Source organism: Candidatus Glassbacteria bacterium (genome assembly GCA_019456185.1).
Lineage (GTDB): Bacteria > Gemmatimonadota > Glassbacteria > GWA2-58-10 > GWA2-58-10 > JAJRTS01.
Window position 1 is genome coordinate 15,976 of sequence record VRUH01000049.1, and the last position, 13,784, is coordinate 29,759.

Here is a 13,784-nt window from a genome sequence, read left to right on the forward strand (position 1 = left end):
CAGGACCTGCACACGGCCAACATAACGGACCGGCCATGATAGTGTGCCAAAGCATTTCAACTTAATCCATTCCGATACTGTCTGGCAAGAATTTTCTTTATCCGCCAGGTTTGCTGCATTACAGAAAACATCGGCCCATACAAAAAACGGCGGAGAGAAACTTCTCCCCGCCGTTGAAGAGCGTACGATATTATTAGTAAGCAAATAATTTATAACAACTTCAGAATTGCCAGCACGTCGAAAATGTCCGTCTTGCCGTCGCCGTTCACATCGGACGGCCCGACTGTCGGGTTACCGCTGAGCGCCCCCAGCACGGCCAGCACGTCGAAAATATCCACCTTGCCGTCACCCGAAGCGTCGCCGGTCTGGAACTGGCTGATCGTCAGCGTACCGGCCTCGGCGGTGACTTCTATTTCCGTTCCCAAAGTGTCCTCATCAGACGCCACGTTGACCAGCGAGACATTGGCCAGGTCCAGGGTCAGATCGCCGACGGCGGCGTCGGAGTCCACTGTAAATTTCACTTCCAGAATCTCTTTATCCGCACCGGCGCTGATCGTGTTCAGCGGGATTTCGGGATCGATATTGAGATGCAGCATGTAAATCACCAGCTTGCCGGAGCTGTTGGCTGTGTTGATCAAGTCATCGTCGAGTACGGGGATATCCAGTCCGCTGGCATCATCGCCGGCGACCACGCTGTTTGTGCTCAACGGCTTTATTTGCAGCGAGTTCTGGTCGAACAGCAGGTCCAGGCTCAGTGCGTGAACGTCGGTATCGGAGGTAAGCTTGACTGTAATAGTGGCGCTTCCGCCTGCCGCGCCGGTGGCGTCCTCGACCCAGATAACGTTATTCTGGCCGAATGCCGAAGCGGCAAACAGTCCGACAGCAAGAACCACGGATGAACAGATCCTGACTAGACTCATCATCCCTCTCCTGAATATGATTGAACAACTGCTTGTAATCTTGTCTTTATGGTCCAGGAAAAAAATAAATCTTCAATACCATGATTACAAGGATAATCTCCTTTTGTTCCGAACCATGTCCTGAAGACATCGCTAGATAGTAGTTGGAAACCCCGGCTCGACGCAAGTTAGAATAAAGTTAGCCCCGGCCGGTTCAAGACGGCTCTTTCCAACTGGATATTACCGGTCTTTGCTCAACAACGGCGGCAACTACGCCGTCCAGCCGCTTTCCCGCCTCCACCCGGAAACCGTCGCCCAGTAACGAATCAGTTACACGAGCGTCCGGCCCGACAGCAACACCCTTGCCCAGTACCGAATTCGCGACGACTGCGTTAGCGCCGATCCGGCACCCCGCTCCCAGTTCAAGCGGTCCGTTAAGCACTGATGAGGAGTCCAGATCACAACCCGCACCTGCTATTAACGCCCGGCCTGGAGAGCCGTCTGCGGCTGATTCCTGTATCAACTCAGCGGCCGCCGAGAGAAACCACAACGGGGTCCCCAGGTCGAACCAGCGGAAAGAGGTGTGGTAACCGAATACCGGTGATCCGGCTTCGATCAGTCGTGGGTAGTGCCGGCTGTTGATATCCGAAAACCCGGGGCCGATCCCCGCAACGAACTCCGGTTCCAGAATATGGATGCCGGTAAAATGCAGGGTGCGCGAACCGCCGGCGCTACTCCCGGGACTGCCTGCCACCCGAACCAGTCGGCCCCCGCCGGCAATTTCCACTCCACGGTAGCTCTCGCCCGGCGGCATGTCGATCAGAACCATCGTCCCCAGCGAGCCATTGCGCTCGTGGAACTCCAGCGCGCCTCGCAGATCGGGGTCCCCGTAGTAACAGTCGCCGTTCACGAGCGCCCCACAAGGCTCCGCCGGTTCCGAGGATTTCCGGCTCGAAACTGTATTCCACATGCTCGTCGTGCTCGGCCAGAGTATCACGTACCGAACCTGGAGCATGGTGCAGGTTGACAACTATCCTCTCCACGCCGGCGGCCCTCAGCAGGCGGACCACACGTACAATGACAGGGACTCCGGCCAGGGAGAGCGAGACTTTGGAGCGTCTCTGCGTGAGAGGGCGCAACCGGACGCCGAATCCGGCCGCCAGGACCATGGCAATCATATTGTCCCGGGTGGTCAGGTAGGAAAAGGCGGACGTCAGATCTGTTTCTGCGAGCCGGCTGACGGCTGCACTTTACGGCTTGCCTGCAGTTTTTTCAGTTCACCGGTGAGCCGGCTGTTTTCCTGTTCGATTTTGAGAAGCTTCTCTTCGATTGCCTTCAACTCATCGGCATGCTTGGCTTTGTCCTTCTTGATTGTTTCGAGTTCGACCAGGGTATCGCAATAGTCCTCGTTGGTGCGCTCGATCTTGCCGGAGAGCGAATCGATTATCATAAACAGCTCCAGCGGGCTCTGACGGGCCATGTTGAGCATGTCGCGCTTGCCGAACACCATTACTTCCCCGTCGCTCATGGCCTTGACCGTGGCGCTGCGGGTGAGGTCGTCGAACATGGCGCTTTCGCCCACGATATCGCCCTCAGACAGCTCGCCGAGCACCACTTCTTCACCACCGGCGCTGCGAATAACTTCCAGGCGGCCTTTCTTGACAATAAAGCCGCACTGGCCTTTCTGGCCCTGCCTGATAACCACCTGGCCCTTGCGAACCGTTTTCGTCATGAAATTAACGTCCACCGCGTGCTTGCGAGAATTCTCCAGCTCATCCAGAGTCATCGTGAAATCCAGCGTTTCATCCTCCTCCACTTTTTCCCTGTGGAACGCCCCCTCGTCCACCAGCGAACTGGTCCTGTTCAGTCGTTCGCTCAAGCGGCTCAACAGCTTGCGCACTCCCGGAGTCAGCTTGCCCAGGTACTTGTCGAAATCCTCTTTGCTCATGATCGCCACCCGGGAATCCTCGAGAGCGCGCACCGTGGCGCTGCGCTTGCCGGAATCATTGTCGATCAGGCTCATCTCACCGAAAAATTCGCTGGGACCCAGAACTCCGATCACCACGTCCCGGCCGTCCTTGCGCTTGAGAACTTCCACCATGCCGGTCAGGATCACGAAAAAGGTGCTGCCGGGCTGCCCCTCCTTGATAATCACCTCACCCCGGCAGAAAGTTTTCTCTAACTGGGCACCCATCGTGTTAGTCTCCGTGTTCGATCGACAAACGGGCCTGAGTGAATTAAACCGCTGATCTTCTATTCATTTGAACTTAACCAGGTCCTGTGCGGTTGGCAAGCGAAGAGACCGATGGAACTGCTTACAGCCCGCTTGCCAGTCCATGTACCGCCAGGGCGCATTTTTCCGCCGCCAGACGGGCCCGGACAGCATGTCCTTCAACCGAGCTTCCGTCAGCGTGGTCGCTCACCGCTTTAACGACCGCCACCGGAATCTTGCGCTCCCGGCAGTAGGAGGCCACTTCCCACGCTTCCATGTCCACGAACCCGGCGCCGAATCTCCGTGCCAGAAGTTCTGCGACCCGTGGATCGAACACAGGTGCGTTGTGAGTCACCAGGCAGCCGCCGTCTCGGACGGTCTCCCCGCCCGAAGGAAGCTGCTCAAGCCGAATCGGCTCCCGGCTAGAGTGGTGCACCGCGGCCACCGAATCCATCACCACAACTTCGCTCAGCGGCACGGACGTATCCAGTGCGCCGCAGACCCCGAAATCAATCACCAGTTCGGATTTATCAAGTACCTCCTTAACTTTAAGCAGACTCTCCGCCGTCCTCTCCGGCCCCGCCCCGCAGAGAGCCGTCACCACCCGGTGCGGCCCGATTCCTCCCCGCCAGAGCTTGACGCCGTTCACGGTCTCTTTGGTCACGGAATCCAGCAGACCCAGCAATACCGAGGCTTCACTCCTGTACGCAGCCACCAGCCCGATCAGCATATATTTGACTTCTCCGTAGCTTAATCCTTACATTTAATATTTATACAGCCTTGCTAAACTACTACTCGTCCCGGCGGCGATCAATCGCAATGTATTCCATCTGGGATTACGCTCACAGCCTGTGGCATAAAATGGTCCGGGATGATGTTCTGTTCCTGGCTTCGGGTATCGCGTTCAACCTGCTGATCTGCCTGATCCCGCTGATCCTGATCATTTTTGCCATGGCCGGGTACACCTTCAGCAGTTCTTCCGAATTGTGGGACAACGCGGTGATTTATCTGCAGAGTCTCCTGCCGGTCTCAAGCGAATGGATTATCAACAATACCCAGCGGCTGATCAACGACCGCCAGTGGATCGGAATCCTGGGACTGGGCGGCATGGCGCTGACCGCCACGCGGCTGTTCGCCTCGCTGCGAACGGTGCTGGACAGGGTATTCGAGGCCCGGCATACGCGGGGTATCATCCACGGCAAGCTGTTCGACTTCATGATCCTCGTGCTGATCGCCACCCTGCTGGTGGTCGCGAACTTCACGTTCGCGCTGCTGCCGATCGTACTGCGGGAAAATATTCTGTTCAACAACCAGTTGTTCTCGCTGCTGCCGCTGCTGAAAAGCAAGACCGCGGCGATAGTTTTCACTTTTCTGCTCAATGCCGCCTTCATCTTTCTCTCCTACCGCTTTTTCCCCTCGCGCAGCGTGCGTACGGACACCTGCGCAATCGCCACCTCGATTGCGGTGACCGTCTTCGAGGTCAGCAAGTACCTCTACGGTTATTTTATCCTGATGTACGGGGAGTTCAACCGGATCTACGGGACCCTGGCGGCGATCGTGGCGCTGATCGTCTGGTTTTACATCTCTTCGATGGTGTACGTGATCGCCGCCGAGATCGGGTTTATCCACGAGCAGGGACGGATGCGCTCGCTGAAACGATAGAGAACCGCCCCCCCTCACCCCGCCTTTTGCTCCCCCGGCGGACGGCGGATACTCTCCAGCCACGCGGCCGGACCCTTGCGCATGCAGTCGAAGCCGTACTTGCCGCGAAGGGCGTCCACCGTGTCGCGTAGAACCGCTCCTCGCGCTTTTGCCTCCCCACAGCTCCGCTCAGCGCCGTACAACCGGCGTAAACACCAGCCGCAACCGTCCGCACCAGCGGCGCATGGCGCGGACCATGCCGGCCTGGTCCGGGCAGATACGCTCGTCAAGCAGCACCAGTTTGCAGCGGTCCGGCCGCCCCTTGACTATCATTCCGTAAGCCACCAGCTTGCTCATCGTTCGTACTCCTTCTGGTTTTAATATTTCCTTAAGACGCCGATCACCACGCCCTGGATCCGGAACTCGCCCCGGCGCACGATAATCGGCTGCATGTTGACATTCGCCGGCTGCAGCCGCACACTGCCGTCGTCCCGGCGGTAGAAGCGCTTGAGCGTGGCCTCTCCCCCGCCGATCAGGGCCACCACGATCTGCCCGTCGCGCGCCGTATCCACCTGCTCGACAATCACGTAGTCCCCGTCGCGGATCTGCTCATCAATCATCGAGTCCCCCTCCACCTGGAGCACGAACGTGGGCTGGCGGCCGACCATGCTCTCGGGGATATCGAGTTCCTCCGGGGTCTCCAGCGCCTCGATCGGCAGGCCCGCGGCGATCCGCCCCAGCAGGGGCACAGCCACCGCCCGCGGCTGAGCTGTGCGCCCGGGCAGGGCCTGTACCTGTCCGCACAGCTCGATAGACCGGCTGCGGTTGGAGTCGCGGCGGATCAGGCCCTTGTCCTGGAGGTTGGCCAGGTGCTTGTGGACCGTGGCCGGCGAGCTCAGCCCGAATTCTTTGCCGATCTCGCCGATAGTAGGAGCATAACCCTCTGTGGCCACGTGCTCGCGGAGGAAATCGAGAATCTGTTTCTGGCGCCTGGTGAGGTACATCCTCCCCTCCCGGCTGAGTTTTTTTGCCTTGTTACGAACAGAAAGCGAAAGTGTGACTTATTATAGGCGAAACAAAAGCGAAAGTCAAGGGCAAAAAAACTTATGTACGCGCATTGAATTTAAAATCGGTTAAGGTTCTAATTCACCTTCCTCTATTTCCCTGATTGCTCCCTCTACGATTTTTAGCCCCTCACCTCTGGCGCCAATCTCCAGATATATATCTCTGGACTGCTGAAGATACTCCAGGGCCTGGTCGAACTCGCCCTGGTTTGCGTAAACGAGCCCGATGTTGCCGAGATCATTCGCCTCGCCAAGAGGGTTGCCGATCCTGCGGTGGATCTTGAGGACCTGCTGGTACGACTCCAGGGCCAGGTCGAGCTCGCCCTGGTCTTTGTAAACGTTCCCGATGTTGCCGAGAGCATCCGCCTCGCCGAGGGGTTTGCCGATCCTGCGATAGATATCTCTGGCCTGCTGGAAACAATCCAAGGCCTGGGCGAACTTCGCCTGGTATTCGTAAACGATCCCGATGCCGCAGAGAGCATCCGCCTCGCCGAGGGGGTTGCCGATCCTGCGGTGAATCGTGAGGGACTGCTGGAAATACTCTAGGGCCTGGTCGAGCTCGCCCTGGATTCTGTAAACAATCCCGATGACGCCGAGAGCATTCGCCTCGAAGCGGGGGTTGCCGATCCTGCGGTGTATCTCGAGGGCCTGTCGTTGTGACTCCAGGGCCTGGTCGAGCTCGCCTTGGTTCTTGTAAACGTTTCCGATGTTACCGAGGAATGCCCCCTTGAATTCTGAAGCGTCTTTTTCTTCAGCTATTTCCAGGCCTGTACGGTAGGCTTCAAGAGCCGTTTCGTATGCAGAGGTATTGTAAAGAGAGTTGCCAAGATTCAGAAGAGCGGACATGGTGGGAAGGGTATTAGCGGACTGCCGGTAGTTTTCCGCAGCTTCCTGGTATTCGTAGCTTTCTTCGGCTTTTTCGCCGGCCTGGAAGTACATTTCCGCAGTGTCTTTCAATTTACTTTTCTTCTCTTCAGCAACTTCTTCCAACTCTTTTTGAAAACCTTTGAGTGTGGCTTTTGGGAATAAATCACCTCTCAGGTCCTGGATTTGCTCAATTATTTTCTCATTACCCTTTTGGTGCTCTTCCCTTTCTCTTTTCCACAGACAAAAACCGGCAATTGCGGCTGCGGCGGTAAAACCAATTGCAAGTAGTGTAAAATGCATCCGCTTATCAGGATTCATCGCTGCCAGAGTACCGAAAAAAGCAACAGCTAAGCCAAATAACAAGGTTAATATTTTCAGTAAATAAGTCATGGCGCGCTGGTTTTCAGAGGGTAGCGGATCGGATAAACGCGATTCAGTATACAGGACTTCCCTTATTAAATCAAACCATATCTTATAAACCTGGCATGTTGTTATCATGATACAAGCAGTATTCAGGTTGTCACGCGCGCTGTTTTTAAAATTACCCTTGCTAAAAATACCCCGATGTGCTTAAATTCCCTACTCTTGGAACCCATTTGCGGAACGATCACAGGAGGAATGATTTGCCGAAGAAAGCCGATCTCGAAAAGAAAATAATCAAGTACAAGGAAACCCTCGCCGAACTGGCCGAAAAAACCGGCAAGGAACTGGAACGGCGTAAGTTCAGTAAACTGCTGAAACGGGCCCAGCGCACACTGGCCAAGCTTATCAAGGACGTGGAACGCCACGCAACCGCCCTGTCCAAGAGCAAAGCTAAGAAACAGGCCGCGGCCAAGAAAGCGGAAGCTCCCGCTGAGGAGCCGAAGGAAGAGGCCCCGGCTGAGGTAGCACCCACCGAGGAGGCCAAGGAAGAGGCCCCGGCTGAGGAAGCTCCCGCCGGGGAGGCCAAGGAAGAGACTCCGGCTGAGGAAGCTCCCGCCGGGGAGGCCAGGGAAGAGACCCCGGCCGAGGAAGCTCCCGCCGGGGAGGCCAAGGAAGAGGCCCCGGCTGAGGAAGCTCCCGCCGAAGAGCCGAAAGAAGAAACCCCGGCCGAGGAAGCACCCGCCGGGGAACCCAAAGAAGAAACCCCGGCTGAGGAAGAAAAACCCGCGGACGACGGGGAGGCCAAAGAAGAGGCCCCGGCTGAGGAGGCTCCCGCCGAGGAGGCCAAGGAAGAAGCCCCGGCTGAGGAAGCTCCCGCGGAGGAGGCCAAGGAAGAGACTCCGGCTGAGGAAGAAAAATCCGCGGAGGAACCCAAGCAAGAAACCCCGGCTGAGGAGGAAAAATCCGCGGACGACGAAGAGCAGAAAAAGTAACAGCGGATACTTGATAGTGCCGACAGGCTGATTAGCTCAGGCTGTGGATCCAGCGCAAGGAGGACCGGATGATTGTTGACCGCGAGAAACAGAACGCTACAGAAGGGGCGACTGTCCATTTCGGAGAGTTCCTTGTGGGCAAGGGGATGATCGAGCCGGAGCAGCGCGACAACGCCCTGGCGATCCAGGAAGCTGTCAACCACAAGCTGGGAATCATGGCCACGATGGACGAGATCCTCACTGTTTCGCAGGTATATACGATCCTTGACGAGCAGCGGCGCACGGGACGGCCGTTCGGGCAGGCGGCCCGGAGGCTGAACCTGATCGACGATAAGTACCTGATCAAGCTGCTGGACAGGCAGAACAAACTGAGACTGAGAGTCGGCGAAATTCTGGTGGGGCTGGGTTACCTGGAACACGACCGGATGGAGGCCGCGCTGGATGAGTTCCAACGGGATTTTTGCCAAAAGAAGTGAGGCAAGCCCGCCAACAACAGATCAAACGAAAGGCCCGTCCGCGATAATACCGCGGACGGGCCTTTTGCTGGTGCGCGTATATCTTCCGGGTCTAGAAGCGTGTTTTTTCAACACGCTTCTAACCGCCACAAGGATGTGGCGGCAAAATGCGAGACTTTAAGTCAAGCATTTTGGGCGGCTTGCCTTCACTTGTTATGGCAAGCCGCCTTGAAAAATGCCACGGAAGGCATTTTTCAACACTCTTCTAGATCAGGCTGCGGGTCCTCATCGCCTTGTAGATTCTTTCAATCGCCACATCGCAGGCGGCCTGGCTGAAACTGCCGGCGACTTCCCTGCGCTCGTTGATCTCGGCCCACATCGTGTCGAACTTCATCTCGATGTGCTCGATCACCTGCTCCCGGCTGAACCTGACCCCGCCTACTCCCTGCTTGTACTCCAGGTCGGAGGCGATCACGCCGCCGGAGTTGACGTAGTTGTCGGGCAGAAGGTCGAGGCCGCGTTTCTCGAGCATTTTCATCGCCTCCCACGAGACCGGCATGTTGGCGGCTTCGATCACAACCAGCTTGACGCCCAGGCCGCCGACATTGTCCTTACCGATCACGCGCCCGCTGGCCGCCGGGATCAGCACATCGGCATCCAGCATGAACAGGCCCTCGTTGTCGATCGGGCGCTTGTCATCGTAGCCCTTGATCGTACGGTTTTCGCGGGCGTACTCCATCATCTCCGGGATATCGATCCCGTCGGGGTTGTAGACGCCGCCGTAAAAATCCGTGACCGCGATCACCTTGCATCCCTCGCGGTGGAGGAACCAGGCCGCGTGTGAGCCCACGTTGCCGAAACCCTGGATGGCGACCGTAATTGACGACGGCTTCCGGCCGACCTGTTCGAGGTACTTAAGGGTGGAATAGGCAGTGCCGAAGCCGGTGGCCTCGTGGCGCCCGGGCAGCCAGCCCTCGATCCCCTCCGGTTTGGCGGTCACCACCGCCGGATCGTGGGTCTCGTTGTAGAACAGCATCATCTCCGCCCCGCTGCTGCCCATGTCGGGTGCGGGAATATAGGTGCGGACCAGGCCCCGCTCGATGAAATGGTCGACAAACTCGCGCATGATATGGTCCTTGAGCCGGTCCATGAACGGGTAGAAATCGATTTTGAGCTTGTCCTTGAGGCCCTCGTAGAGCTTGTGGAAATCGACCTTGATCCCGCCCTTGCCGCCGCCTAGCTCCAGATTGGCCAGCGAGGTCTTAAGCGTCATCAGCCGGGCCAGCTCGGTGGTTTCCCAGATATTGACATCCGGATCGATCCTGATTCCACCCTTGAACGGACCGCGGGCGCGGTTGTGGAGCACTATACCGCTGGAGATATTCAGCACCTCGCCGCCGATCTCCACCGGCAGCCGCTGGTAGATGAACGAGTAGGGCTTTTCGATCTGCTGGAGCTCGCTTTTTGAAATACCGAGCCGCTTGGCGCTGTCGCGCATCAGGATCCCGGAGCGGTTTTCCGGTTCCCTGCTGCAGATAAACTGTTCGATGTTTTTTAAATATCTTTGTTCGTTTTCCATCCGGACTCTCCCGATTGCTCTCGACCGTCCCGGGCCGTGCGCTGGTTTGGAGAAAACACGCCGTCAAGGAAACGCCGGACGTCCGGTTGGACATCCGGCACTGCCGGGGGAATTGGTAACGCTAGTTTACCACAAAAACGTATTCAGATCAAAGGGTATCCATAATCCTGATTGTATGGGCCGGCTGGAGCATGACATCGAGCCGGTCGATTGCGGCCACGGCCTCGGACATCGCCCCGGCAGTCGTCTCGTGCGTGATTACCACCAGCGGCACTCCCTGCCGGGGGTCGACAGCCTTTTCATGCTGCACAACCGATGCGATACTTATCCCCCGCGCGGCCAACTCACCGCTGACCGCCGAGATCACGCCCGGCTGGTCCTTGACCGTAAACCGGGTGAAATAGCGGCAGCGAACGTTCTTGCTGTCCACAATCGGGATGTCGAGCCGCGATTCGGAGAGCAGGCTGGTGACATTGTCATGGTTGAGCAGGGTGTACAGATCGCCGATCACGGCCCCGGCGGTGGGCATCATGCCCGCTCCCTTGCCGATAAACGTCTGCTCGCCGTGGGCCTCGCTTTTGATCGCCACGGCGTTGAACTCATTGCTGACCTGGGCCAGTGTGTTGGCGGCCGGAATCAACGCCGGACCGACCCAGAGTTCCAGCTTACCGTTCACCCTGTGCGAATGGGCGATCAGCTTGATCCGGTAGCCCATTTCCAGCGCGGACTGCACGTCGACATTGCTGATCCCGGCAATCCCCTGCAGGTCGATCTGGTCCGGGAGAACCAGCGTGCGCAAGGCCTTGCGGACCAGGATACACAGCTTCTGGGCCGTATCCATCCCGCTCACGTCGAGTGTGGGATCGGCTTCCGCAAACCCCTTCTGCCGGGCCTCGGCCACCGCCTGGTCGACATCCATGCCCGGCACCTGTTCCATCCGGGTCAGGATATAGTTGCAGGTGCCGTTGAGTATCGCGTTGATCGAGAGCACCCGGTCGACCGCCAACCGGTCGCGGATCACCTGGATAATCGGCACTCCGCCGGCCACGCTGGCCTCGAACAGCAGACGAGCTCCGTTCCTGCCGGCCCGCTCGTGAAGTTCATCGCCGTGCAGGGCGATCATGTACTTGTTGGCGGTCACTACATCCTTGCCGGCATCCAGCGCCATCTCCACATACTTTTTGGCAGCCCCCACCCCGCCGATCAGTTCGACTATCACGTCGATTTCCGGGTCGTTAACCACCGAATCCGTGTCACAGCTCAGCAGAGCCGGGTCCACCTTCACCTCGCGCTCGCGTTCCAGATCGGTATCGGCCACCTTCACCAGTTTTATCCTGTCGGCAATCCTGGACTCCGGGTCGGTGAGCAGTTTGATCACGCCCGAGCCGATTGTCCCGTAGCCCAGCAGGCCGACCCTGATAATATCAGCCATCCTTCCTCCTCGAACCGGCACGCATCCCATCGCGGGCCGGATTTATCTCAATACTTATGCGATTTGCCTGTTCAGTCGCCCAGTTCCCTGGACCGTCGCGCCGCGGCCTCAACCGCCCGGATCACCACATCGGTGAACCGTCCGGACTCCAGCTCGTGCAGTCCTGCGATCGTTGTACCACCCGGCGTGGTGACCGCATCACGCAACTCGGCCGGGTGTTCGGCCTCCCGCTGCTCAAGCATCACCGCCGCTCCCTTGACAGTCTGCACGGCCAGCTTGCGGGCCTCCTCGGCCGGCAGCCCCACTTTCAGCCCGGCGGCGATCAGCGCCTCCACAAAGGTGAACACGTAGGCCGGTCCGCTGCCAGCCAGTCCGGTAACTGCGTCGATCAGCTTCTCGGGCAGTTCGACCACCGAGCCGGCGGCGCCGAGCACCCGACGAGCCGCATCCAGCGCCTCCCTACCGGCGTTTTTACCGGCCGCGATCGCCGTAGCCGATTCGCCGACAGTGGCCGCGATATTGGGCATTGCCCGCACCACGGCCACACCATCGGCCAGTTTCTCCTCCATGGCGCCGGTTTTAATCCCGGCGGCAATCGATATCACTGTTTTACCCGGCTCTACCGCAGCGGAGATCTCATCGAGCACATCGGCCACTACGCCTGGTTTAACCGCCAGGACGATTACCGGGCAGTTGCGGGCCAGTTCGACAGAGTCCGCCGCCCGGATACCCTTGTCAGCGCATAGTTCATCCCTGCGGGCGCTGTCGGGTTCGGAGATCAGGATATTCTCCCTGTCCGCCACACCGGCTCTGATAACACCGGCGATCAGGCTCGCGCCCATCTTGCCCGCCCCGATAAAGCCCAGCGGCGTGATATTACTCATCGAGCATCTCCATCAAACAATTAATTCAAACCGTGTCGCTGCACTATCTACGGCAAAATCGGTGCCGCCTGCGCTCGATTTCCGTCTGCATTCGTCTTTCAGAGAGCCAGGATTTCGTCGATAGCGCCCAGGACCTCGTCGATATCGGCCATGGTGAGCTGCCCCATGTGGGCGATCCGGAATGTCTTGTCCTTGAGATCGCCGTAACCGTTGGAGATCACCATGTCGCGCTTGGCCAGTTCCTTGTTCAGCGCGGAGATATCAGTGCCGCGGGTGTTCTCCACGCAGGTGAGAGTCTCGGAGCGAAAACCTTCCTGGGTGAAAATCGCGTAGTTTTTCTCGGCCCAGGCGCGGACACGCCCGGCCATCTGCTTGTGACGGTTCCAGCGGTTCTCCAGGCCCTCGGAGATAATCAGCTCCATCTGCTTCTTCAGCGCGTAGAGGTGGGGAATCGACGGAGTGATATGGGTCTGGTTCTTGGCGTAGGTTTTCTCGACAGCCAGGTAATCGAAATAGAAGCCGCGATTTTCCACGCTGCGGGCTTTCTCCAGCGCGCGAGGGCTGATCGCAGCCACGCCGAATCCCGGAGGCAGGGCCAGGGCTTTCTGCCCGCTGGCCAGGATCACGTCCACGCCCAGCTTGTCGACTTCCAGCTTGACGCCGGCCATGCTGCTCACGCTGTCGACCAGGGTCGAGACCTCGGGGTACTTGCCGCGCATCATCCCGCAGATACCGTAGATGTCGCTCATCGCCGCGGTGCTGGTCTCGTTGTGGACTATCGTGATCGCGTCCACACCCTGGTTGGCGGCCAGGGCCTCGTCCACCATCTCGGCGTTGAATCCGTGACCCCAGGGAATCTCCACCGGGACAGCGTTCTTGCCGTTGGCCTTGGCTATCTGGAAAAACCGCTTGCTGAACGCTCCGTTGATAAAGCTGAGACAGGAATCGCTGACGCAGTTTCTCACGGCAGACTCCATCAGCCCGGTGCCGCTGGAAGTGGAGAGGAAAATCATGTTCTTGGTGTAGAGCATCTCCTGGACCATCGGGATAATCGAGCCGATCAGCTCGCTGCACTCGGGAAACCGGTGTCCGATCATCGGCCTGCTGAGTTCAGCCAGTACCTCGGGAGCGACTTCGGTGGGGCCGGGAATGAACAGTTTCTTGTGATCAGCCATGGCACTCTCCTGGGACGTTGATGTATTTTGAGAAATGAACTGCCCCGCGGCAGAGCCGCGAGGTACCTGATTTAAATCTAGCTGAATCCCATTTTCAAACCATTAGGGAAACTTGCAGTTTTTTTCAATTGTTTCTTTCTGCTTTTGTTTCGGCAAAAGCAGCAAAACCATTGGGGGCCGCGAACTCGCATCCACTTTATCTCTTTTTTGGGCTCAGGAGT

Annotated in this window: 13 protein-coding genes and 1 pseudogene; 3 read left to right on the forward strand and 11 right to left on the reverse strand. The window is 58.1% G+C overall.

What is annotated here, in order from left to right:
- Positions 1 to 209 precede the first annotated feature (209 nt).
- The 5 genes from FVQ81_14575 to FVQ81_14595 form a co-directional block, all read right to left on the reverse strand.
- Positions 210 to 920: a hypothetical protein gene (locus tag FVQ81_14575; GenBank protein ID MBW7997765.1), complete on the reverse strand. Its 711-nt coding sequence runs from the start codon at positions 918 to 920 to the stop codon at positions 210 to 212.
- A 193-nt stretch (positions 921 to 1,113) separates the two neighbouring features.
- Entirely contained in the window at positions 1,114 to 1,929 is an 816-nt protein-coding gene (locus FVQ81_14580; protein MBW7997766.1) for an NDP-sugar synthase, read from the reverse strand.
- On the reverse strand, positions 1,631 to 2,077 hold the full coding sequence (locus FVQ81_14585; protein ID MBW7997767.1) for an NTP transferase domain-containing protein: 447 nt from the start codon (positions 2,075 to 2,077) through the stop codon (positions 1,631 to 1,633). The genes FVQ81_14580 and FVQ81_14585 overlap by 299 nt, the downstream gene beginning before the upstream one ends.
- Positions 2,078 to 2,112: 35 nt before the next feature.
- Positions 2,113 to 3,093, reverse strand: coding sequence for a cyclic nucleotide-binding domain-containing protein (locus FVQ81_14590; protein MBW7997768.1), 981 nt, complete (start codon positions 3,091 to 3,093; stop codon positions 2,113 to 2,115).
- A 121-nt stretch (positions 3,094 to 3,214) separates the two neighbouring features.
- Positions 3,215 to 3,841: a hypothetical protein gene (locus FVQ81_14595; protein ID MBW7997769.1), complete on the reverse strand. Its 627-nt coding sequence runs from the start codon at positions 3,839 to 3,841 to the stop codon at positions 3,215 to 3,217.
- Between the two features lie 89 nt (positions 3,842 to 3,930).
- On the opposite strand from FVQ81_14595, the gene FVQ81_14600 reads away from it, so the two are divergent.
- Entirely contained in the window at positions 3,931 to 4,773 is an 843-nt protein-coding gene (locus FVQ81_14600) for a YihY/virulence factor BrkB family protein (protein ID MBW7997770.1), read from the forward strand.
- A 356-nt stretch (positions 4,774 to 5,129) separates the two neighbouring features.
- Here FVQ81_14600 and lexA read toward each other — a convergent pair whose 3' ends face one another.
- Complete coding sequence (gene lexA, locus FVQ81_14605) at positions 5,130 to 5,756, reverse strand: transcriptional repressor LexA (protein ID MBW7997771.1); 627 nt, start codon at positions 5,754 to 5,756, stop codon at positions 5,130 to 5,132.
- Between the two features lie 129 nt (positions 5,757 to 5,885).
- Positions 5,886 to 7,181 carry a tetratricopeptide repeat protein gene (locus FVQ81_14610; GenBank protein ID MBW7997772.1) on the reverse strand — a complete coding sequence of 432 codons (1,296 nt, stop codon included), beginning with the start codon at positions 7,179 to 7,181 and terminating at the stop codon, positions 5,886 to 5,888.
- Between the two features lie 341 nt (positions 7,182 to 7,522).
- On the opposite strand from FVQ81_14610, the pseudogene FVQ81_14615 reads away from it, so the two are divergent.
- Positions 7,523 to 7,753: pseudogene (locus FVQ81_14615) on the forward strand (30S ribosomal protein S16).
- 353 nt (positions 7,754 to 8,106) lie between these two features.
- Complete coding sequence (locus FVQ81_14620) at positions 8,107 to 8,514, forward strand: hypothetical protein (GenBank protein ID MBW7997773.1); 408 nt, start codon at positions 8,107 to 8,109, stop codon at positions 8,512 to 8,514.
- A gap of 244 nt (positions 8,515 to 8,758) precedes the next feature.
- On the opposite strand, the gene FVQ81_14625 is transcribed toward FVQ81_14620, so the two are convergent.
- From FVQ81_14625 to FVQ81_14640, 4 genes are all read right to left on the reverse strand, one after another.
- Positions 8,759 to 10,072, reverse strand: coding sequence for a Glu/Leu/Phe/Val dehydrogenase (locus FVQ81_14625; GenBank protein MBW7997774.1), 1,314 nt, complete (start codon positions 10,070 to 10,072; stop codon positions 8,759 to 8,761).
- 148 nt (positions 10,073 to 10,220) lie between these two features.
- Positions 10,221 to 11,534, reverse strand: coding sequence for a homoserine dehydrogenase (locus tag FVQ81_14630; protein ID MBW7997775.1), 1,314 nt, complete (start codon positions 11,532 to 11,534; stop codon positions 10,221 to 10,223).
- Between the two features lie 41 nt (positions 11,535 to 11,575).
- Positions 11,576 to 12,388 (reverse strand): pyrroline-5-carboxylate reductase, encoded by an 813-nt coding sequence (proC, locus tag FVQ81_14635; protein MBW7997776.1) that lies wholly within the window; start codon positions 12,386 to 12,388, stop codon positions 11,576 to 11,578.
- A gap of 98 nt (positions 12,389 to 12,486) precedes the next feature.
- A complete protein-coding gene (locus FVQ81_14640; GenBank protein ID MBW7997777.1) occupies positions 12,487 to 13,563 on the reverse strand; it encodes an alanine--glyoxylate aminotransferase family protein in 1,077 nt (358 codons plus the stop codon).
- Positions 13,564 to 13,784: the final 221 nt, after the last annotated feature.

What these genes read in the sequence shown, in the direction of transcription:
- FVQ81_14575 (MBW7997765.1), bottom strand. Translation starts at nt 920, where the DNA reads ATGAGTCTAGTCAGGATCTGTTCATCCGTGGTTCTTGCTGTCGGACTG.
- FVQ81_14585 (MBW7997767.1), bottom strand. Translation starts at nt 2,077, where the DNA reads ATGATTGCCATGGTCCTGGCGGCCGGATTCGGCGTCCGGTTGCGCCCT.
- FVQ81_14590 (MBW7997768.1), bottom strand. Translation starts at nt 3,093, where the DNA reads ATGGGTGCCCAGTTAGAGAAAACTTTCTGCCGGGGTGAGGTGATTATC.
- FVQ81_14595 (MBW7997769.1), bottom strand. Translation starts at nt 3,841, where the DNA reads ATGCTGATCGGGCTGGTGGCTGCGTACAGGAGTGAAGCCTCGGTATTG.
- FVQ81_14600 (MBW7997770.1), top strand. Translation starts at nt 3,931, where the DNA reads ATGTATTCCATCTGGGATTACGCTCACAGCCTGTGGCATAAAATGGTC.
- lexA (MBW7997771.1), bottom strand. Translation starts at nt 5,756, where the DNA reads ATGTACCTCACCAGGCGCCAGAAACAGATTCTCGATTTCCTCCGCGAG.
- FVQ81_14610 (MBW7997772.1), bottom strand. Translation starts at nt 7,181, where the DNA reads ATGATAACAACATGCCAGGTTTATAAGATATGGTTTGATTTAATAAGG.
- FVQ81_14620 (MBW7997773.1), top strand. Translation starts at nt 8,107, where the DNA reads ATGATTGTTGACCGCGAGAAACAGAACGCTACAGAAGGGGCGACTGTC.
- FVQ81_14625 (MBW7997774.1), bottom strand. Translation starts at nt 10,072, where the DNA reads ATGGAAAACGAACAAAGATATTTAAAAAACATCGAACAGTTTATCTGC.
- FVQ81_14630 (MBW7997775.1), bottom strand. Translation starts at nt 11,534, where the DNA reads ATGGGATGCGTGCCGGTTCGAGGAGGAAGGATGGCTGATATTATCAGG.
- proC (MBW7997776.1), bottom strand. Translation starts at nt 12,388, where the DNA reads ATGAGTAATATCACGCCGCTGGGCTTTATCGGGGCGGGCAAGATGGGC.
- FVQ81_14640 (MBW7997777.1), bottom strand. Translation starts at nt 13,563, where the DNA reads ATGGCTGATCACAAGAAACTGTTCATTCCCGGCCCCACCGAAGTCGCT.